At 68.8% G+C, this 20,134-nt stretch carries 12 protein-coding genes and 3 pseudogenes; 12 read left to right on the forward strand and 3 right to left on the reverse strand.

Annotation, left to right across the window (positions count from 1 at the left end; all coding sequences use genetic code 11):
- The first annotated feature begins 111 nt into the window (after window positions 1-111).
- Both JIX55_RS08305 and JIX55_RS08310 read left to right on the forward strand, forming a co-directional pair.
- On the forward strand, window positions 112-552 hold the full coding sequence (locus JIX55_RS08305; protein WP_257562636.1) for a GtrA family protein: 441 nt from the start codon (window positions 112-114) through the stop codon (window positions 550-552).
- Complete coding sequence (locus tag JIX55_RS08310) at window positions 553-2,040, forward strand: hypothetical protein (RefSeq protein ID WP_306819991.1); 1,488 nt, start codon at window positions 553-555, stop codon at window positions 2,038-2,040. It begins immediately after the preceding gene.
- Here JIX55_RS08310 and JIX55_RS08315 read toward each other — a convergent pair.
- Together JIX55_RS08315 and JIX55_RS08320 are read right to left on the reverse strand one after the other, a co-directional pair.
- Window positions 1,937-3,583, reverse strand: coding sequence for a glycosyltransferase family 2 protein (locus tag JIX55_RS08315; RefSeq protein ID WP_257562637.1), 1,647 nt, complete (start codon window positions 3,581-3,583; stop codon window positions 1,937-1,939). The two genes, JIX55_RS08310 and JIX55_RS08315, sit on opposite strands and share 104 nt — an antisense overlap.
- Window positions 3,584-3,969: 386 nt before the next feature.
- Window positions 3,970-4,437 (reverse strand): hypothetical protein, encoded by a 468-nt coding sequence (locus tag JIX55_RS08320; protein ID WP_306819992.1) that lies wholly within the window; start codon window positions 4,435-4,437, stop codon window positions 3,970-3,972.
- A gap of 358 nt (window positions 4,438-4,795) precedes the next feature.
- Here JIX55_RS08320 and galE point away from each other — a divergent pair, with 358 nt between their 5' ends.
- The 5 genes from galE (at window position 4,796) to JIX55_RS08345 (ending at window position 10,921) form a co-directional block, all read left to right on the forward strand.
- On the forward strand, window positions 4,796-5,824 hold the full coding sequence (galE, locus tag JIX55_RS08325; RefSeq protein ID WP_257562638.1) for a UDP-glucose 4-epimerase GalE: 1,029 nt from the start codon (window positions 4,796-4,798) through the stop codon (window positions 5,822-5,824).
- A 29-nt stretch (window positions 5,825-5,853) separates the two neighbouring features.
- The gene (locus JIX55_RS08330) at window positions 5,854-7,182 is read left to right on the forward strand and encodes a UDP-glucose dehydrogenase family protein (RefSeq protein ID WP_257562639.1); all 1,329 of its coding nucleotides are present in this window, start codon (window positions 5,854-5,856) and stop codon (window positions 7,180-7,182) included.
- A gap of 22 nt (window positions 7,183-7,204) precedes the next feature.
- The gene (locus JIX55_RS08335) at window positions 7,205-8,179 is read left to right on the forward strand and encodes a UDP-glucuronic acid decarboxylase family protein (protein WP_257562640.1); all 975 of its coding nucleotides are present in this window, start codon (window positions 7,205-7,207) and stop codon (window positions 8,177-8,179) included.
- 56 nt (window positions 8,180-8,235) lie between these two features.
- Window positions 8,236-9,885, forward strand: a complete 1,650-nt coding sequence (locus tag JIX55_RS08340) for a right-handed parallel beta-helix repeat-containing protein (protein WP_257562641.1) — start codon at window positions 8,236-8,238, stop codon at window positions 9,883-9,885.
- Window positions 9,886-10,039: 154 nt separating this feature from the next.
- On the forward strand, window positions 10,040-10,921 hold the full coding sequence (locus JIX55_RS08345) for a TetR/AcrR family transcriptional regulator (RefSeq protein ID WP_257562642.1): 882 nt from the start codon (window positions 10,040-10,042) through the stop codon (window positions 10,919-10,921).
- Window positions 10,922-11,142: 221 nt separating this feature from the next.
- Here JIX55_RS08345 and JIX55_RS08350 read toward each other — a convergent pair whose 3' ends face one another.
- Complete coding sequence (locus JIX55_RS08350; RefSeq protein ID WP_257562643.1) at window positions 11,143-12,333, reverse strand: MFS transporter; 1,191 nt, start codon at window positions 12,331-12,333, stop codon at window positions 11,143-11,145.
- 470 nt (window positions 12,334-12,803) lie between these two features.
- Here JIX55_RS08350 and JIX55_RS08355 point away from each other — a divergent pair, with 470 nt between their 5' ends.
- The 5 genes and pseudogenes from JIX55_RS08355 (at window position 12,804) to JIX55_RS08365 (ending at window position 20,116) form a co-directional block, all read left to right on the forward strand.
- The gene (locus JIX55_RS08355) at window positions 12,804-15,980 is read left to right on the forward strand and encodes a putative bifunctional diguanylate cyclase/phosphodiesterase (protein ID WP_257562645.1); all 3,177 of its coding nucleotides are present in this window, start codon (window positions 12,804-12,806) and stop codon (window positions 15,978-15,980) included.
- A gap of 120 nt (window positions 15,981-16,100) precedes the next feature.
- Window positions 16,101-16,205, forward strand: a pseudogene (locus tag JIX55_RS51395) (MbtH family NRPS accessory protein); the annotation flags it as partial.
- A gap of 27 nt (window positions 16,206-16,232) precedes the next feature.
- Window positions 16,233-17,525, forward strand: a pseudogene (locus JIX55_RS51400) (amino acid adenylation domain-containing protein); the annotation flags it as partial.
- A 21-nt stretch (window positions 17,526-17,546) separates the two neighbouring features.
- Window positions 17,547-19,328, forward strand: a pseudogene (locus JIX55_RS51405) (thioester reductase domain-containing protein); the annotation flags it as partial.
- Window positions 19,325-20,116: a leucyl/phenylalanyl-tRNA--protein transferase gene (locus tag JIX55_RS08365; RefSeq protein ID WP_257562648.1), complete on the forward strand. Its 792-nt coding sequence runs from the start codon at window positions 19,325-19,327 to the stop codon at window positions 20,114-20,116. The pseudogene JIX55_RS51405 and the gene JIX55_RS08365, both read left to right, overlap by 4 nt.
- Window positions 20,117-20,134: the final 18 nt, after the last annotated feature.

Below are 20,134 nucleotides of genomic sequence, written 5' to 3' on the forward strand. Positions count from 1 at the left end.
CGGCGGCGAATTATGATAGGAAATGATGCGGTATAGGCGAGTCCGGGCGGTAAAGGCGCGCCGTGTCGTTACTCTCACCGTGTGCTGGTCCTCGTATCTGTGACGCGGCGTGTGCGTGACGCCGTCAGGGGCGTCTGGCGCGAGGCCGCCAAGTTCGGGGTTGTCGGGGCGCTGGCCTTCGTGGTGGACAACGGCGGCTACAACCTGCTGGTGTTCGGTCTCCCCGGCGGCGCGGAGGGTGGGGTGATGAGGGCCGCCCCCGTCCAGGCGTCCGTCATCGCGACGGGCGCCGCGGCGCTCTTCAGCTGGGTGGGAAACCGCTACTGGACCTACCGCCACCGGCATCGCGAGAAGGTGGCTCAGGAACTGACCCTGTTCCTCTTCGCGAACGTCGCCGGTATCGCCATCACGGCGGGTACCGTCTTCCTGTCACGGCACCTGATCGGACTCGACTCGGCCCTCAGCGACAATGTCGCTCGCATCTTCGGCTGGGCCGTCGCCACACTGTTCCGCTTCTTCACTTACCGGCGCTACGTCTTTGTCGCGCCCTGAATGGAGATTCGACTCCGGCGGGCGATGCGCGTCGGCTTTTTGTCCACGCTGTTAACATCCCGGCGTATGAGGCATTTTCGGTGGATACAGGACGAATCGGCCTGGATCTGGGAACTGGCCATCATCGCCGGGGCCTGCTGCCTGGCCACCACCGTCGTCTTCTCACCCGGGTACATGAGTGCCGACTCGATTTCCCAGCTCAAGCAGGCCATGGGGGATGAACCGCTGAATGACTGGCATCCGCCCGTCATGAGCTTGGTGTGGCGCGCTCTCATCGTTGTGACCGGAACGCCCGCGACGATGGCCGCCCTCCAATCCGCGATTCTCTGGGCGGCGCTCTGGACGATCGCCTGGTGCGTCTGGGAGTTGACCGCAAGCCGCGCAGGGTCCCTCGCCGTTCTGGGCCTGGGACTGACCCCCCACGTCCTGACGTTCGTCGGAGTGGTGTGGAAGGACGTCCACATGGCGTTCGCCCTCCTCGCCACCACCGCGGTCGCTTTGGTCGGCCGACGCCCGGGAACCGGTCGGCCGACCCTGCGGTGGGCTCTCCTGGGGCTCGGGGCCCTCTTCCTCGTCTACGCCGTCCTGGTCCGAAAGAACGCGATCTTCGCCACGGTCCCGATCTTCGTGATGCTCGTCCTCGCGCTGTGGCGCAAGCCCGGCCGCCGGATCTGGCTGATCTCCACGGCCGCCCTCGCCGTCGGCCTCATCGTGCCCGGCATCGTCATTTCCGCCATCGCGCGGCCGGTACAGACCAGCCAGGGATCGCAGATCATGCTGGACGATCTCCTCCACGTCCTGAGTGCGGACGAACTGCGGTCGGCTGCCGTGTCGCCCGACCTTCGCGACCGCCTCGCGACCGCGGCGCGGGAGTGCCACCGCGTCAAGTCCTTGTCGAACTCCTACTTCACCTGCTGGGAACGTGACACGAGCGACCTGTCTGTTCACTCGGACCAGCTCACGTCCCTGTGGACCAGTGAGATGGCCAGTCATCTTCCCGGCTACCTCCAGTACCGTCTGCAAGTGTTCTCGGAGTTGCTCTTCAAGGGCAGCCACGAGTACGAGAGCGGGATCATCGCCAACACCCTGGGGCTCAAGCCCTCACACCCCCGGCTGGAGGCCACCCTCGGCACGTACGTCAAGGGTGCGGTCCAGGATCTGCCGTTCCTCTTCCGAGGGTGGTTCTGGCTCACCGTCGGGCTGGCGCTTTCGGTCCGACCGGGCAGGGGGAGCTTCTCCATGCCGGTCCGGGCGCTGGGCGTGAGTGCGGCGGTATACGTAGTCGGTTACCTGCCGATCATGCCGGCGACGGATTTCCGTTACCTCTACTGGCCGGCCATCGCCGGCACGCTCGGTCTCCTGCTCGCCCGGCTGGGCCGCGGCTTCACCAACCGAGAACGGCAGCGGCGTAGGAGGGGAAGACATAGATCGCGAAAGCCAGGGGCAGCAACGGCGCCAGAGCGAGAAGCAGCGGAGTTCGGGCCGTGATCATGGCGGACCGCAGACGGGTCCCCCCCGCTTTGGCGGCCTCCAGGACGTGCAGCACGGACACGGCGATGCCGACCACCGCGTACGCGCAGGCACCCAGGATGCAGAGGAAGACGTAGCCCACCGCAGGGCCGGTCATCTCACCGACGACGGCAGCTCCCGCAAGGATCGTCACGATCACTCCGTACGGAAGGACCAGCCGCTTCGGCAGCACCTCCGCCCCGCTGCGATCCTTGGGCGTGACTTTGAAGTAGATCGGCTGGCGGAAGATCTCCTGCACGATGGCCCCGAGCACGCCCCAGGCCACCCACGGCCACCGGGCAAGGGTAAAGAGCCACAGTTCCCAGCTGATGACCGGTGCCGTGCGCGGACGCAGCAGACCACGGCGGCGCAACATGAGCAGGAGCATGAGCAAGCAGACGCCCATGAGGAGGAAGTGGCCCAGGAATGCGAGGTAGTTGACACTGACCCATACGTTGCCGGTCACCGAGGCCGCCGCGGGCAGTGTCAGCCCGGCTATCGCCGCAAGTGCCAGCAGCGGGTAGTACATCAGCACGATCGCGAATCGGATGCGCAGCCGCATACGAAGCCGATGCATGTGACGGGGAATCATTCCGAACATCATGGCGACGAGGCTGCGTGACCACTGGTATTCCTGGGTCACCATGTCCGCGAAAGTCATCGGACCCAGACCGTGAGCCTCCGCGTCGATCGCGAAGGCGCCCTGCCAGCCTGCGGAGTTGAACAGGAAGGAGGTGGTGAAGTCCTCCGCCAGATCGGGTCCCAGGCCTCCGATGTCACGCAGCGCACGTGTGCGCACGCCGTAGTGCGACCCAATGCATACGGGGGCGAGCCGGTCCGCGTGTCCGAGTTGGAAGGGGCCGTGGAAGGGTGCTTCCCGGTGCAGCCGACCGCGAGCCGCCCATGATGTCGGTGCGTTGGCGTCACAGATACTCGGAGCCGCCACATAGCCGATGGCCTCGTCCGAGAAGGGGCGGATCACCTCCGTCAAATAGGTGGGGGACGGCTGATGGTCGCAGTCGAGTTGGACGACGACGTCATAGAGCCGGTAACCCCAATGGTCATAGAAATAGGCAAGGTTGCCTTCCTTGCATTTGGTGCGGCGCGGCCAACTGCTCCGGTTGTACTCCGGGACACCACGCCTGGTCGATATACGGATGGAGTGGTCGGCACACCACTGGTACATCTCCGGGGACGGATCTTCGTCACACAGCCAGACATCGTATGGGTAGGGGAATTCTTGCGCTTGCATCGCATTGAGGGTCTGCTGTGCCATGGCCCAGGGCTCGGAAGGAGCGCGCGTCACCGCGATGGCCAGCCGGACTCTCGGTATGTTCAGCGACTGTTTCACGCGGGGCATACGCGCCACCACGAGAAGGAAATAGCAGGCTTGGATGGACAGATAGAAGATCAGAAGACTCGTGATGACCATCCCGCCCCAGGACACCAGATGTCCCGGTTCCACCCACCACGTCCAGAACCAGGTGAAGGCGGCTGCCCACACGACCGTGATGCCGACCATGGTCACTCTGTCGCGACGGGAAAGAGTGGGAACGTAAGTCTCTCGGTCCGCATGGAGGGATCGCGGCGAGTGGGCGAAGAGGGGTCCATGTGGGGTGATGCGGTCGACATTGCCGTCCGAGAGATCACGGAGCTGGGACTCGAGCTCCAGCCGTTCCCGTTCATCGAGATTTCGTCGCGAGAGGCGGTTCCGGCTCCGGGGTGGTGTTTCCGACTGTAGGTACTTCATCAGGCACATCCCAGTTTCGGTCTCGGGACTTCCCGACCCTTGAGGTCAGCAGCCGCTATGCCGTACGTTTACGTCCGATATTTACACCGTACGCTTCTCGCCGCCGCAGACAAGACGGGCGGGCGGATCTGAATGAGATCGCCCGCTCAGAGGCATGATCACTGCGATGGTCCGGGCTCGGGCTCACCGGCGGCCGGCGAATCCTGGCCGTTCGGAAGGAAGTCGTCGAGCAGAGCGTCCAGACCTGCGGCGCGTCCCTCGGGGCCCTCGCGCTCGGCGAGGTCGGCGGCGGCCGCGCGGAGTCGGGGGAGCCCCTGCGGCGGGATCAGTCCGAGTCGGAACGCCGGATCGGACTCTTCGGGAGCGTCCACCATGGCCCGGAGCTCGACGAAGACATAGCCGAGCAGCCACGCCGTGTACGCCCGGTGGGTTCTTGCCACGGCGGCGGCATCGAGCCCCGCCTGTTGCAGCAGGGCCAGGACACGTTCGCGGTCACGCGGTACGGCCGTGGGACGGCGTGCGAGCGGAACGGCCGGCATGCGGGTCGCCGGCAGCGGCACGGCGTGGGGGTGGCGCAGGGCGACCGAGTAGGTCCGCGTGCGATGCGGTGGAGTTCCGCCCGCCATGCGGGATGCGGCCGTGAAGCGTTCGCGGTCGGTGGTCCCTCTTCGCAGGACTCGGCGGCCAGCCGAGGCCCTCGCGATCGACCACTGCCAGAGCGGTGGCAAGGACGCGCTCCCGGCTCAGCCGCCCGTAGCGGCCTCGACCACGGCGCGTCGGCCCGCGCCTAGCCCGGTCCCTTGGTCCCGAGTCGCCTCCTGAGGCGGGATGAGCCCCTCGACCTGGCCTCTTGACCATATGCGGACATCGGGAGAGAGTGTACGTATACGCCGTAAATATACGGAGTCGCAGGATTTCGCCGACGAGCGCGGCGGAGTCGGTCGTCGCCGTCGTCTCCCAGTTCGACTTTTCGAAGGAGAGGCCGTGCCAGCACCGTCAACCATCCTGATCACCGGTGGAGCGGGCTTCATCGGCAGCCACACCTGTGTCGAACTGCTCGATCACGGCTACGCGCTGGTGGTGGTCGACGACTACTCCAACAGCTCGCCCCAGGTCTTCTCCCGCGTACAGAAGGTCGCCGACCGTTGTCTGAGCGCCGTCTACCGCCTGGATCTGCGCAACAGGCGTGCGCTCTCCGACGTGTTGGGCCACCATTCCGTGGACGCGGTGGTGCACTTCGCCGGGAAGAAGGCCGTCGGCGAGTCGATGCGGATGCCGACCGAGTACTACGACACCAACATCGGCGGTACGACCTCCCTGCTGCACGCGATGGACGAACACGGTGTCCACCAGCTGGTGTTCTCCTCGTCCTGCTCCCTCTACGGCGAGACCGGCAAGGTGCCGCTGAGCGAGCACGATCCGGCCCGGCCCACGAACCCCTACGCGGCGTCGAAGTGGGCATGCGAGCAGATACTCGCCGACGTGTGCCGGCTCCGTCCGGAGTTCAGCGTGCTGTCCCTGCGCTATTTCAACCCCGTGGGCGCACACCCCAGCGGCCTGCTCGGTGAGTCTCCGCGTCGCGGTGACGTCAACCTGATGCCTCGCGTGGCCCAGGTCGCCGACGGCGAGCGGAAGAGCGTAACGGTGTACGGCGGCGACTACGCCACCCGGGACGGCACCGGGGTCCGTGACTACATCCATGTCATGGACGTCGCCGAGGCGCACCGGGTGGCGCTGGAGCATCTCGACGACGCACCCGGGATGCGGGTGTTCAACCTCGGTGTCGGATCGGGCACTTCGGTCCTGGAACTGCTGGCCGCCTTCGGCGAGACCTGCGGCAGGGAGATCCCGTACACCGTCGAGGGCCGCCGCCCGGGCGACGTGAGCGAACTCGTCGCCGATCCCCGTGTGGTCGCACACGAATGGGGCTGGCGCCCGACCCGTGATCTCACCGCGATGTGCCGGGACGCGTGGCGCTTCCGGCAGCTCAACCCCCTCGGCTACGTGGACTGACCCGTCCGCGCCTCATCAAGGAGAACGACATGAGGATGACAGTCATCGGCACCGGATACGTCGGGGTGGTCCATGCCGCGTGCATGGCGGACATCGGCCACGAGGTCCTCGGCGTCGACATCGACGAAGAGCGGATCGCGGCCCTGACCGAGGGGAAGGCCCCGATCTACGAGCCTGACCTGAATGAACTCCTCGCCCGTACGGTCGAGTCGGGACGGCTGCGTTTCACCACCTCCGTCACCAAGGCCGCCCGGTTCGCGCGCCTGCACTTCGTGTGCGTGGGAACCCCGCAGATGCCCGGCGGTGAAGCGGCCGACGTTCGCCATGTCGACGCCGTCGTCGACGGCATAGCACCGCATTTGCGGCCCGGCAGCCTGATCGTCGGCAAGTCCACGGTGCCTGTCGGCACGACGGCCCGTCTGGGCTCACGCCTGCGGGCTGTCGCACCGCACAGTGAGATCGCCTGGAACCCGGAGTTCCTGCGCGAGGGGTTCGCCGTGGCCGACACCAGGCGTCCCGAACGGATCGTCGTGGGCGTCGAGTCACGGCGCGCCGAAGCGACCCTGCGCGAGATCTACGAGCCCATGCTGATCAGCGGTGTCCCCTTCTTCAGCACGGACCCCGCCACCGCCGAACTCGTCAAGGTGGCGTCGAACGCCTTCCTCGCCACCAAGATTTCGTTCATCAACGCCATGGCCGAGGTGTGCGACGCGGCGGGCGCCGACGTGGTGACGCTGGCGGCGGCCGTCGGCGAGGACTCGCGCATCGGACACCGGTTCCTGCAACCCGGCCTGGGCTTCGGCGGCAGTTGCTTCCCCAAGGACATCCGTGCTTTCGCGGCGCGCGCCGAGGAACTGGGCGCCGGCGCGGCGATCGCCTTCCTCCACCAGGTCGACGAGATCAACACCCGGCAGCGACGCCGCACGGTCGACCTGGCACGGAAGCTGGTGGGCGGCTCCTTCACCGGTCGGCGCATCGCGGTGCTGGGCGCGGCCTTCAAACCCGAAAGCGACGACGTGCGGGACTCGCCCGCCCTGGACGTCGCGGCGGCGATTCGGCGCGAGGGCGCCGAGGTCCGGGTGCACGACCCGGAAGCCGTCGACAACGCCCGGCGAAGGTTCCCCGAATTGCAGTACACCCTCGACGCGCCCAAGGCGTGTGAGGACGCGGATCTCGTCCTGCACCTGACGGCATGGCCCGAGTACCGGGAGATCTCGCCGGCCGAGCTCGGCCCCATGGTGCGTGACCGGAAGATCCTCGACGCGCGGGACACCCTGGACGCCGCCCCCTGGCAGTCGGCGGGCTGGACCGTGAGCGCACTCGGTCGTCCCCCGATGACCGGCTCGTGCGCCGCCTGAACACGAAAATTCTGGAGGAATCATGCATGTCGTGGTCACTGGCGGGGGCGGCTTTCTCGGATCGCACCTGTGCGACGCCCTGCTGAGGAGAGACGACCGCGTCCTGTGCGTGGACGACTTCTCGACCGGTAACCCGGAGAACACGGCGCATCTGGCCGGACACCCCGGTTTCACGTTCATCCGTGCCGACGTCACCGACGCATTCGACGTTCCCGGACCGGTGGACGCCGTGGCGCACCTCGCCAGCCCCGCCTCGCCCCCCGACTACCACCGCCGCCCCCTGGAGACTCTGGCGGTGGGCAGCAGAGGCACGGAGAACGCCCTGCGGCTGGCGGAACGTCACCGGGCACGTTTCGTCCTCGCCTCGACCAGCGAGGTGTACGGCGACCCGGTGGTCCACCCCCAGCGGGAGGACTACTGGGGGAATGTCAATCCGGTGGGGCCGCGCAGCGTGTACGACGAGGCCAAACGGTTCGCCGAAGCGCTGTCCACGGCGTACCGGCGCAGCCTGGCCGTGAACGTCGGCATAGCGCGCATCTTCAATACGTACGGACCGAGAATGCGCCCCCACGACGGCCGGGTGGTGTCCACCTTCATCCGGCAGGCACTGGACGGCGAGCCTCTCACCATCTACGGGGACGGAAGCCAGACGCGGAGTTTCTGCTACGTGGACGACCTGGTCCGGGGCATTGTCTCCATGATCGACTCGGATCTCCCCGGGCCCGTCAACCTGGGCAATCCCAGCGAGCGGACGGTGCGGGCACTAGCGGAACTGGTGCGGGAGGCGACCGGGTCGGCGTCGGGCCTCGATTTCCGTCCGCTGCCCGTGGACGACCCTGCCCGGCGGCGTCCGGTGATCACGCGGGCGCAGCATCAACTCGGCTGGTTCCCCCTGGTGACGATCGAGGAGGGGCTGCGGCACACCGTGGAATGGTTCAGGTCCAGGCACGACCGCACCCCGGCAGAGCGAACGGCCCCGGAACCCGTGAGGCGCTGATCCCGATGCGAAACCATTCCGCACGGCGCCTGGGGCGCTGTGGCCTGGGCGTCCTCGTGGCCGTACCGGCAGCGCTCACGGGCGTTCTCGTCGCCGGCTGCGCCGCCGGGATTCCGCATTACACACCGGGCCAGAGCTACTACCTGAGTCCGGATGGTGACGACGACAACGACGGCCGGTCCCCGGGCCAGGCGTGGCGGTCGCTCGAGCGAGCCGATGAAAGAGCCTTCGCGCCCGGCGACCGGCTGCTGCTTCGGGGTGGAGCACGTTTCCCGGGCTCACTCAAACTGAGCGAGGGCGAGGCGGGCCGCGAGGACACCCCCGTGGTCGTGGGCAGTTACGGCGGCGGGAGGGCCACGATCGTGGCGGACGACGCCCCCGGCATCACCGTCCACAACACCGCGGGGGTGGAAATACGAGGGGTGGCGATCGCCGGCAGGAACGGCGCCTATAACGATCAGGGTGGTATTCACGCTTACAGCGACAGGGCCGACGCCAAGAAGTTGCGGTACCTGTCGGTCGACGGCGTGGAGATTTCCGGTTTCCGCACCGGAATTCAGATCGGCAGTGCCAGTCGGTCGACCGGTTTCCGTGAGGTGCGGATAACCGACTCCGTACTGCGGAACAACAAGGACAACGGGCTTCTGACGTACGGCCCGATGACCTATGAAGAGGTTCCCACCGGATATTCTCACGAGGATGTGGTGGTGTCAGGAGTCGAGGCGCGCCACAATGCGGGTGACCCCCGTGCCGACAATCGGCACACCGGGAATGGCATTGTCTTCGGCAGTGTCCGGGGCGGGCGGGTACAGGGGTCGACCGCTCATGACAACGGAACCCGAGCCTCGGCACGAGCCCCGGAGGGACCGATCGGCATCTGGGCCTACGACTCGACCGACCTGGTCATGGAGCACAACAGCAGTTACCGCAATCACACCGGGTCACACGTCGACGGAGCGGGATTCGGGCTCGACTCGAACGTCTCCTATTCGACCGCCCAGTACAACCTGGCATTCGGTAACGACGGTCCCGGATTTCACGCTTACACCGGCAAGACGAACGACGCCCACACCGGCAATGTGTTCCGTTTCAACATCAGCAGCAATGACGGACGTAAATGGCCGGACAGAGGCGGAATCCATGTGCACGGAAAGCTGATGTACGGGCTTCAGGTGTACAACAACACCGTGGTGATGACGGACACGGTACGGCCCGGGTCCGTGGTGCGAGTGGACGCCGAAAGCCGGCATATCACTTTCCGTAACAACATCCTGGTGACGGACGGCCCACAGCTCGTCCGGGCGGACAAGGCATTCTCGACCGACCAAGCCCTGTGGCAGGGCAACGACTACTACACCACCGCCGACCGCTGGACCGTGCAATGGGGCGGCAAGACCTACTCCGGTCTCGCGCAGTGGCGGTCCGCCACCGGTCAGGAGATGACGAACGGCCGGAAGACAGGCTTCGAGGCCGACCCCTGCTTCCGGGGAGGGGCGACACCGGTCGTCAAGAAAGCCAGCGACGCCGCACTGCTGGTGCCCGTCTGCGACACCTTGGCGGACAAGGGCCTCGACCTGGGCTCGCTGGTCGGGACCGATATGGGCAGTCGGGACTACTTCGGCAAGGAGCTGGGGCGGACCCTGCCGGTCGGAGCCGTTCTGTCCGAGACGGACGGGCCGAGCCCGGCCGACGGGCGGGCCTCATAACCGTTCTGCCAGGGCGGTGCGGTGACGTCCGGGGGCGGCTCCCGACAGGCACCCGTCCCCGAGACGCGATTTACGTCGTATACGTACACATTCCCGCAGAGGCGCATAGAGTCAACACCGGACAGAACGCGGGCCGACCAGCCGGAGGCGAAACATGGCCAGGGAGCAGTCGAAGGCGCAGGAGAAGGACGGGGACCCCGGAGCCCACCCAGCGAGGCGCGCCAGCGACCGTGGCCACTACGGGCGACTGAGCCGGGAGCGCGTGCTGGCCAGCGCCCTGAAGCTGGTGGACGACGAAGGCCTCTCGGCGCTGAGCATGCGCCGACTGGGTGCCGAGCTCGGCGTGGAGGCGATGGCGCTCTACCGGTACGCGGCGAGCAAGGACGCGCTCCTGGACGGCTTGGTCGAAGCCCTGTACCTCGAACTGGAGGAACGTCTGACCGCCGGTCCCGGTCCCGGTCCGGAACCCGGCACGGCGGCCGCCGGGGCCCAGGGTCAGGAACAGGCCGAGGCTGAGGCTGAGGCTGAGGCTGAGGCTGAGCCCCAGGCGCACGCTCCCGCATGGCGTGCCGAACTCCACCGGATCGCGCGGGCGACGTACGAGGTCTGTCTGGCCCACCCCCAGGTGATGCCGCTGCTCTCCACTCGCATGCTGGCGGTTCCGCTGGCCCGGCGGCCGCCGGCTGTCCTGAGGCATCACGAGCGGGTGCTCGCCCTGCTCCAGGGCGCCGGGCTCGACAAGGCCCGTTCCTCCGCCGTCTTCCGCGCCTTCACCGGCTGGGTCCTCGGCTATGTGTCCGTGGAGCTGCAGGCCATGGTGGACAACCCCGAGGAACGGGATCCCGCGTTCCGTCTCGGACTGCACCGCATGCCGCCCCGGGAACTGCCCAGGCTCCGAGAAACCGCCGCCACCCTCGCCGAGCAGGGCGGACCGGGGGACCTGGCCGCCGGTCTCGACGCGCTGCTCGACCGTTTCGTCCGTGCGGAGGAGGAGCGGGAACCCCGCCAGGTCCGGACCCCGCCCAGCGGGACCTGACAAGCCGCCCGCCAGAAGAGTCCAGGGCTGGATCGAACCCGCGCGTCCCTGCCTCCAGAAGGGCGGGGCGCCGGGAGAACAGCAGCCCGCCGACACGGCCGACGCTCAGGCCGCAGAGCCACTCACCCCTCCACGGCACTCGTACCGGGCACCATGACGGTATGGCGGGACAGCCACCCGCGCTTCCCCGCGACCTGGTACGCCAGCCAGGCGCCAGCGGCTCAGCGCGCGTCCGCGCGGGTCAGCCGTGGCAGGGCGAGGGAGACCGTCGAGGCGGCGAGGAGGGCCGCCGCGCACGCCACCCAGTAGCCCGCTGGGGCCCCCGCCGCGTCGATCAGCCACCCGGACGCGGCGTAGCCCAGCGCCACCCCGACGGAGAGGCCTGAGACGACCCAGGTGATGCTCTCCGTGAGCTGGGCGGCCGGCGCCAGGTGGGCCACCAGCCCCATCGTGGTGATCAGGGTCGGCGCGACGGACATGCCCGCCACAAAGAGCACCACCGCCAGCACCGCGAGACCCGGCGCGAACAACAGCGGTGCCATCGTCACGGCCATCACCCAGACGCTGACCAGCAGCCGCCGCGTGATCGCCCCCCGCGGGCTCATCGCGCCGAAGACCGCGCCCGCCAGTCCCGAGCCGAGCGCGTACACGCCCAGCAGCGGGCCGGAGAGCGCCTTGTGGTCGTGCGCGCCGGCGTACGCCACCGTCGCGACCTCCACCGAACCGTAGGACGCGCCCACCGACGTCAGCGTCAGCACCAACAGGCCGAGTCCCGGGATGCGCAGCGCGGAGCCCCCGGCGCGTTGCGGCGCGGGGCGCACCGGCGGTTCCGTACGCCGCTGGGCGGCGAACAGCAGGACGCCGACGGCGAGCAGGACCGCGGCCGTCAGCGGTCCGGCCTCCGCGAAGACGCTGGTCGACAGCGTGATCGCCAGGGCCGGGCCGACGACGTAGACCACCTCGTCGAGCACCGACTCCAGCGCGTACGCGGTGTGCAGCAGCCGTGGTGACCTCCGATGGAGTTCCGCCCAGCGGGACCTGACGAGCGCGCCCATGCTGGGCATGCAGCCCGCCACCGCCGCCGCGACGTACAGCGTCCAGTCCGGGGCGCCGTACCGGGCGCACAGCAGCAGCGCACAGATGGCGGCGACCGTCACGGCTGTCGCCGGGAGAACGACCCGGCGCTGGCCATGACGGTCGACCAGTCGGGAGATCTGCGGTCCGACCGCCGCGCCGGCGAACGCCTGCGTGGCGGAGACCGAGCCGGCGAGCCGGTACTCGCCGCCGAGCTGCGACACCATGGTGACGATGCCGACGCCGATCATCGACTGCGGAAGGCGCGCGATGAAGCCCGCGGTGGAGAAGAGCAGACTGCCCGCGGGAGAGAAGATCCGGCGGTAATCGGAGAGCATGGGACTCCACGCTCCGTCAGGAGCCGATCGTCGCTGGGCGGGTCCGGGCAGGTTTCCGCGTCCTCCAATTCCACGTCCTCCATTTTCCCGCACGGCGCGGTGTACCGCGACGCGACGCGTCATCTCCCCGGATCGCTCCGGACGCGTTATCTCCCCCTGCACGTGCGGGAAATGGCGAGCCGAGTTAGCTTGAGGGAAGACACGTCGATGTCTCGGCGAGAAGAAGCCCACCTTCCGGCGACCTTGTACAACGGCGACCGTATATCGACCGCGTATGGCCGGCGATCGTGTTCACAGGTCTCCGGGGCCCGGTCCCGGTCCCGGAAAATTCCCCGGTCCTGGAGAATTCCCCTTCGCCAATCCGGTCCTGCGTCCCACGGGGCGTCCTACGGGCCTTCTCCGCCGTCGCCCGGTGCCGTTCGCCCAGCTCGATCCGTCCTGCAAGTGGCCCTCCCAGGAGGTTAGTTGGGATGAACGCGCGACTGCGAGGCCAGGCCGCGACGGCCGCTGTCAGCTCATGCATCGTCGTACTGACCGTGTTCTACTACATATTCCCGGAACAGCGGCTGATCTTCGTCGCCATTGGAGCGACCGGCGTCGTCGGTATTGTCCTGGGTATCCGTCTCAACCGCCCCGCGCATCGACTCCCCTGGCTGTTGCTCGCCGCGGGAAACTTCGCCTTCGCCGCGGGCCAGGCCGCCCAGATCATCCTCATCCAGTTGCCCGACGAGGAAGTCCCGTTCCCATCGATCGCCGACGGCTTCTATCTCGCGGCATATCCGCTCTACGCGGCCGGGCTGCTGGGATTCGTGCACTGGCGCACGAGCTGGCGCGACCGCGCGAGCCTCGTCGACGCACTGACGCTGACAGTCGGTCTGGCGCTGCTGTCGTGGCTCTTCCTCATCGATCCGTACGCCCGCGCCGAGGGTCTCACCTGGGTGCAGAAGGCGTTCTCCATCGCCTATCCGCTCGGCGACATCCTCGTACTGGCGATGCTGCTGCGCCTGCTCGCCGGCCGTGGCGGCAAGAGCCGCTCGCTCATGCTGCTCACCGTGGGCACCATCGGTCTGCTCGCCGCCGACGTGGCGTACGGCCTGATTCAACTGAACGGGACCTGGCGCACGGGTACCGCCGTCGATCTCGGCTGGGCCGTCCTGTACGGCGCCTGGGCAGCCGCCGCGCTCGATCCGAGCATGCGGTCGCTGACCCAACCGGTGGTATGGCGCGCCGAGACCGGCACCGGCCGACTGAGCCTGCTCACCCTGGCGTCGCTGATCGCGCCTGCCATCCTGCTGACGGAGGCGGTGCGCGGTGTGCGTTCCGACGTCGGCGTCATCGGGGTGTTCTCCGCGGTGCTCTTCCTCCTGGTGCTCTACCGCCTGGCGGGTGTGGTGGCGACCCACCAGCGGGCGGTCGGCCGGGAGAAGATACTGCGCAACGCGGTGTCGTCGCTGGGCGGAGCGGGCGATCCGCGGGATGTGGCCGCCGCCGTCCACTCCGCTGTGAAGAGACTGATGTCGTACAGCCCGCCGCGTTCCGCGCTGCTCACCGTGCCGGACAACTCGCTCTGGCTGAACGGGGCGAACGGCGACGTACGCGGGCCCCTGTCCGCGCCGGTGACCGCGGCCGTACGGGAACTGATCGCGTCCGGCGAGAACCGCCTGGTGACCCTCGACGGTGTGGGGCCCGATCTCGCCGCCCACCTCACGGGCGAGGACGAGGGGCCGACCCTCGCGGGACATGCGCTGGTCTGCCCGCTCAGTTCGCAGGATCACCCCTCCGGCGATCCGCTGATCGGGGCACTGATCGTGGCCGGGGACGAGCGGGACCTGCTCGTGCTCCGCGAAACGCTGGCGACTCTCGCCGCTCAGACCGCACTTGCCCTGGCGCGGGTCGCCCTCGCCCAGGAGGTCAACCGGCGCAACAGCGAGATGTACTTCCGCACACTGGTGCAGAACGCCTCCGACGTCATCCTCATCCTCGACGGCGACCGGGTCCGTTACGCCAGCCCCTCCGCCGACCAGGTGCTCGGATATTCCCACCTGGAGGGCACCCACCTCGTCGATCTGGTGCCGCCGCAGGACAGCCGCGCGGTGGTCGAGACGCTCGGCCGGATACGGAGCCATGAGTACCAGATCAGGCGCGAGCACTGGCGCATGGTCCGCGCCGACCGGGCGACCATCGAGGTCGAGGTGAGGTGGAGCGACCTGCGCGAGGAGGCCACCGTCGGCGGGGTGGTGCTCACCCTGCGGGACGTGACCGAACAGCGCAAGCTCGAACGCGAACTCACCCACCAGGCGTTCCACGACCCACTCACCGGCCTGGCCAACCGCCTGCTCTTCCAGGAGCGGGTCAACCACGCCCTGGTGCAGGCTCAGCGCGACGGCACGGTCGTCGGCGTGCTCTTCGTCGACGTGGACGACTTCAAGGTCGTCAACGACATACACGGCCACAGTGTGGGCGACGAACTCCTGGTCGCGCTGTCACTCCGGCTGCAGACCACCGTCCGTGCCTCCGACACCGCCGCGCGCATCGGCGGCGACGAGTTCGCCCTGCTGGTGGAGGGCTCCGCCACACCGACGGGCGTGGAGCGGTTCACCGAACACGTGATGACCGCGTTCGCCGATCCGTTCCGGCTCAGTGTGGGGCCGTTGAGCACGTACGCCAGCATCGGCGTCGCGACGACGGAGGACAGCATCGACTCGGTCGAACTGCTGACTCACGCCGATCTCGCGCTGTACGCGGCGAAGACGGCGGGCAAGCGCCAGTGGCGCCGCTACCACCCGGAACTGCAGAGCGGCATGGCCGAGCGCGCCAAGTTGCAGGAGGGTCTGGACAGTTCGTCGATCGATACGTCCTTCATGGTGCTCTACCAGCCCATCGTGGAGTTGGCCAGCGGGCGGATCGCCGGCTTCGAGGCGCTCGTTCGCTGGCCCCACTCCACGCGGGGCATGGTGCTGCCCGAGCAGTTCATCACGCTGGCCGAGGAGAGCGGGCAGATCGTTCCGCTCGGCGCCTGGGTGCTTGACCAGGCCGCGTCCGAGGCGGTCCGGTTGGAGGACTGCGTGCTGCGCGGCGGGCGGTCCGACCGCAACACGCCCTACGTCAGCGTGAACGTGTCACCGCGTCAGTTCCGGGACGAGGAGTTCCACAACGTGATCCGGCGCGCTCTGGATCTCTCCGGCATCGAACCGTCGTCTCTCGTATTGGAACTGACCGAGAGTGTGCTGATGTACAACGACGAACGTATCCTGGCCGAGATGAGTTCGCTCACCGACCTCGGTATCCGTATCGCGATCGACGACTTCGGAACGGGTTACTCGTCGCTGAGCTATCTGCGCGAGTTCCCGATCTCGATACTCAAGATCGACAAGTCGTTCGTCGACGACCTCGGGCGCTCGCCCGAACAGTACGCCCTGGTCGAGGGCATCACGCATCTCGCGGACACCCTCGGTCTCACGGTGATCGCCGAAGGGGTGGAGGACGTGAGGCAGCAGGAATCGCTGATCTCCATGGGCTGCCGGTTCGGCCAGGGATACCTCTTCGCCGAGCCGGTCGGCGCCGAGGAGGCGGAGCACCTCGTTCTCGCGCCACCGCTCGGCCGCCTGGCCGGTTTGCGCGGGACACCCGCGAAGGGGAAGCCGTGAGGGCGGCGGCCCTCTCCCGCGAGGGGCACAGGTCGTGCTCCGCGGAACTCCGCGCGAGGCGGGAGACCCAAGGTGACGAAACGTGATCACCCGCCGACGGGGTCGGCTGCGCTGTGCGTCGTGCTGCGCAACGACGAGGAGCAGTACGCGATCTGGCCCGCCGGTCGCCGGATTCCGGCCGGGTGGCGTCGGATCGGCGGACCGGAGTCCGCCGGGTGGTGCGCGGACCTGGTCGACCGCCTGTGGACCGACATGCGGCCCGCGAGCGCCCGCGCCGAGCGGCGGCCCCAGGAATCCTGGCCGGGCACCGTGCCCGAGCTGGTCCGGAAGCGGGCGCGGCGTGAACCGTCCGCTCTCGCGGTGCTCTCGGACGAAGGCCGGCTCAGCTACGCCGAGCTGACCGGCCGCGCCGACCGGCTTGCCCACCGGCTGCGGCGGTCGGGCGTCGACGCGGAGTCCGTCGTCACCGTGTGCCTCGACCGCGTGCCCGAGCTGATCGTCGCGCTGCTGGCGGTGCTGAGCTCCGGCGGCGCGTTCCTGCCCCTCGACCCGGCGACTCCGCGGCAGCGGATCACCGGACTGGTCGAGCAGACCGGTTCACGCCTCATCGTCTCCAGCCGCGAGCACGCCCCGATGTTCGCCGAGTGCGAGGCGCGGATCGTCCACCCCGGGGAACAGACCGCGCAGACGCCGCCGCGGGGACCGCGGCCGGCCCAGGGCCCCCTGCCGGGCGACCTCGCCTATGTGATCTACACCTCCGGATCCACCGGGCCTCCCAAGGGAGTGATGATCACCCACCGGTCACTGGCCCACTCCCTCACCGCGGTGGCCCGGGCATACGACCTGACGCCCGGCGACCGGGTGCTGCACGCCGCGGCGCTCGGCTTCGACACCTCGCTGGAGCAGATCTTCGCCCCGCTGATCAGCGGCGCGACACTCGTCCTCGCGGGAACGCGTGCCTGGGCGCCCACCGAGCTGCTGCACCGCCTCCCGGAGCACGGGATCACCGTCGCCGACCTGACCCCCGCCTACTGGCATCGGATCGTCTCCGTCCCGGACCGCGACGACAGCCTCGCGTCGTTGAGGCTCGTCATCGTCGGCGGCGAGATCGTCACCACGAAGGACTGCCGCGCCGTTCTGCACCGGATCCCCGACGCGCGGCTCGTCAACGCCTACGGGCTCACCGAGACCACCATCACCTCCACGGTCTGCGACCTGAACGAGGAGGTACTCGCCGCACCGGACACCGCCGTCGCCCCGGTCGGCAGGCCTCTGGAGGGGAATCACGTCCATGTGCTCGACGCCGAGCTGCGCCCGGTGCCACCGGGCGAACGCGGTGAGATCTACATCGGCGGCCCGGGGCTGGCGCGCGGTATCTGGCGGCAACCCGCCCTGACCGCACGGCAGTTCCTGCCCGACCCGCACGGCTCGGCGCCCGGGGACCGGATGTATCGCACCGGGGATCTGGGCCGCCGCCGCTCCGACGGCAACCTGGAGGTCCTGGGCCGGGTCGACGACCAGATGAAGATCCGCGGGTTCCGGGTCGACCCGGCCGAGGTCGAGGCCGCGCTCGTCTCCCACCCGGAGATCGGCCAGGCGATGGTGGTGGCCCGGACGCGCGGCAGCGGCGACCGGGACCTCGTCGCGTACGTCACGCCGACCTCGCCGCCGGCCGGCGGCGACGCGGTGCTGCGCGCACGGCTGCGGTCGGCACTCGCCGAGGTCCTGCCGGGCCACATGATCCCGGCCGCCTTCCACGCGGTGGAGCAGCTGCCCGTCACGCCCGGCGGAAAGATCGACCGCAAGGCCCTGCCGGAATCCGTGACCGCGGCGCCGACGACCGGCACCGACGACCGTCCGGTGCCGCAGGGGATGGCCCAGTTGTGGGGACAGATCCTGGATGTGGACTACGTCCGTCCGCACGACGACTTCTTCGAGCTGGGCGGCAACTCGCTGCTGGCCATGGAGATGCTCGCCCGGACCCGCGTCGTATTCGGCATCGGCATCACACAGATCCGCGACCTGACCCGTTCACTGCTGCGGTATCCGACACTCGCCGCGTTCGCCGAGTCCGTGCGCCAGGCACGTGCCGGCACACTGGCCCACCCGGACGGCGGGAGCGTCGACTTCGCCGCCGAGACCGATCGGCGCGTTCCGGCAGTGGGCCGTGCCGCGCCGGCTCCGGACCCCCGTCGCCCCGGCGACGTCCTTCTCACCGGGGCGACGGGGTTCTGCGGCGCGTACATGATCGACGAGCTGCTGCGCAGGACGACGGGACGGATCCTCTGCCTGGTCAGGGCCTCCGACGACCAGCACGGCATGGAGCGGATCCGCGCGAGCCACCAGCGGTACGTCCTCAGCGATCTGTCCAGCGAACGTGTCCAGCCGGTCGTCGGCGACCTGGGAAAGCCCGGACTGGGACTGTCCCCGAGCCGGTTCGAGGAGCTGGGATCGACCATCGACGCCGTCTACCACTTCGGCGGCCATGTCAACTTCATCTATCCGTACCACGAGTTGCGCGCGGCCAACGTCGACGGAACATACGAGATCATCCGCCTCGCCGCCGGCCGGGCCGTCCCCGTCCACTTCACCTCCAGCATGGCGGTGCTCGCCGGATTCGGGCCGGCCGGGGTGCGCGAGGTGACGGAGAGCACGCCGCTGCGCTTCCCCGAGTATCTGTCCGTGGGATACGTGGAGACCAAATGGGTCGGCGAAGCGCTGCTGAGGAAGGCGTCCGACGCGGGCCTGCCGGTCGCCCTCTACCGCCTGATGGACGTCACGGGCAGCAGCGGAACCGGCGTGCTGAACACCAGCAGCGAGATGGCCGCCCTCATCGACTTCATCGCGCGGACCGGGCTGTGCCCGGACGTCCGGCTGCCGCTGGACTTCCTGCCGGCCGACCAGCTCGCCCGCGCCATCGGGCACATCTCCACCCGCCATCCCGCTCGCGGCGAGGTCTACCACCTCACCAATCCCCGTCCCACGCTGCTGAATTCGCTCGCCGAGCGCCTGCGCCGACGGGGTTATCCGGTCCGGGAGATCCCTTACGCCGAGTGGATCGCCGATCTGGTGAAGTACGCGGCCGGGCACCCGACCGACCCGATCACCCCGTTCGTCCCGCTCTTCGTCGACCGGTGCGCGCGCGCCGACATCTCCGTGAGCGAGATGTACTTCCAGGGCGTTTTCACGGAGTTCACCCGCGACAACGCGCAGCGGGCGCTGTCGGACGCCGGGATCGACATTCCGCCGGTGGACGCGGAGATGATGGACCGCTACATCGACTTCCTCCAGCAGGACGGCGTCGTCCGGCCGGGGAAGGACCAGGGAAAGGGAGCGGCACAGTGGTGAGCCGGTGCCCTTGCTGGGAGGCGCTGGACCTGCTGGAAGCGGCGCCCGACGGTCCGGTGGCCTTCGGCGCCGACCTCAGTCCCGACAGCCTCCTGGCGGCGTACCGCGCCGGGGTCTATCCGTTCCCGGCCTCCGACGAGTACACCCGCGCCCTCAATGACGTGGTCTTCGCCGATCAGGTGGAGGAGGGCCGCATCCCGCTCGTGGGCGAGGAATCGGCCGATCCCTACGCCGTCTCCTGGTGGTCGCCCGATCCCAGGCCGGTGCTGCCCGTCTCGGCCCCGCACCTCAGTCGGAGTCTCGCCCGGCGGCTGCGCAACCGGCTGCCGTGGTCGACCAGCCTGGACCGGCGGTTCGAGGGGGTCGTCCGCGAATGCCGCGCCGGCCGCGTCCCCCTGTGGCTCACCGACGAGCTGATCGCAAGCCTGGTCCGCCTGCACGATCTGGGTCACGCGCACAGCGTCGAGGTGTGGGAGGACGGCGATCTGATCGGCGGCGTCTTCGGCCTCCGGATCGGATCCGTCTTCAGCATGGACTCGATGTTCTTCCGCCGCCCCGGTGCCTCGAAGGTCGCGGTGACCGACCTCGCGGCGCGCTTCGCACAGGCCGGCGGCGAGCTGCTCGACGCGCAGCGGGACAGCCCGCACGTCCGCGACCTGGGCGGCGTTCTCGTACCGCGAGAGCAGTACCTGCGACACCTCCACCGCACCGCGCACGACAGCCTCCCGATGCCCACCGCGACCTTGCCCGCCCACCGCCTCGCCCGGCCGACGGAATCGGGCCGGTGAGCTGGTTCGCTCAGCCGA

This window comes from Streptomyces sp. DSM 40750, from assembly GCF_024612035.1.
Classification (GTDB): Bacteria; Actinomycetota; Actinomycetes; order Streptomycetales; family Streptomycetaceae; genus Streptomyces.

Coding starts and splice junctions, on each gene's coding strand:
- JIX55_RS08310 (WP_306819991.1), top strand. CDS start 553: ATGGAGATTCGACTCCGGCGGGCGATGCGCGTCGGCTTTTTGTCCACG.
- JIX55_RS08350 (WP_257562643.1), bottom strand. CDS start 12,333: ATGCTCTCCGATTACCGCCGGATCTTCTCTCCCGCGGGCAGTCTGCTC.
- JIX55_RS08320 (WP_306819992.1), bottom strand. CDS start 4,437: ATGGCGGGCGGAACTCCACCGCATCGCACGCGGACCTACTCGGTCGCC.
- JIX55_RS08345 (WP_257562642.1), top strand. CDS start 10,040: ATGGCCAGGGAGCAGTCGAAGGCGCAGGAGAAGGACGGGGACCCCGGA.
- JIX55_RS08330 (WP_257562639.1), top strand. CDS start 5,854: ATGAGGATGACAGTCATCGGCACCGGATACGTCGGGGTGGTCCATGCC.
- JIX55_RS08335 (WP_257562640.1), top strand. CDS start 7,205: ATGCATGTCGTGGTCACTGGCGGGGGCGGCTTTCTCGGATCGCACCTG.
- JIX55_RS08315 (WP_257562637.1), bottom strand. CDS start 3,583: ATGGTCGGCATCACGGTCGTGTGGGCAGCCGCCTTCACCTGGTTCTGG.
- JIX55_RS08355 (WP_257562645.1), top strand. CDS start 12,804: ATGAACGCGCGACTGCGAGGCCAGGCCGCGACGGCCGCTGTCAGCTCA.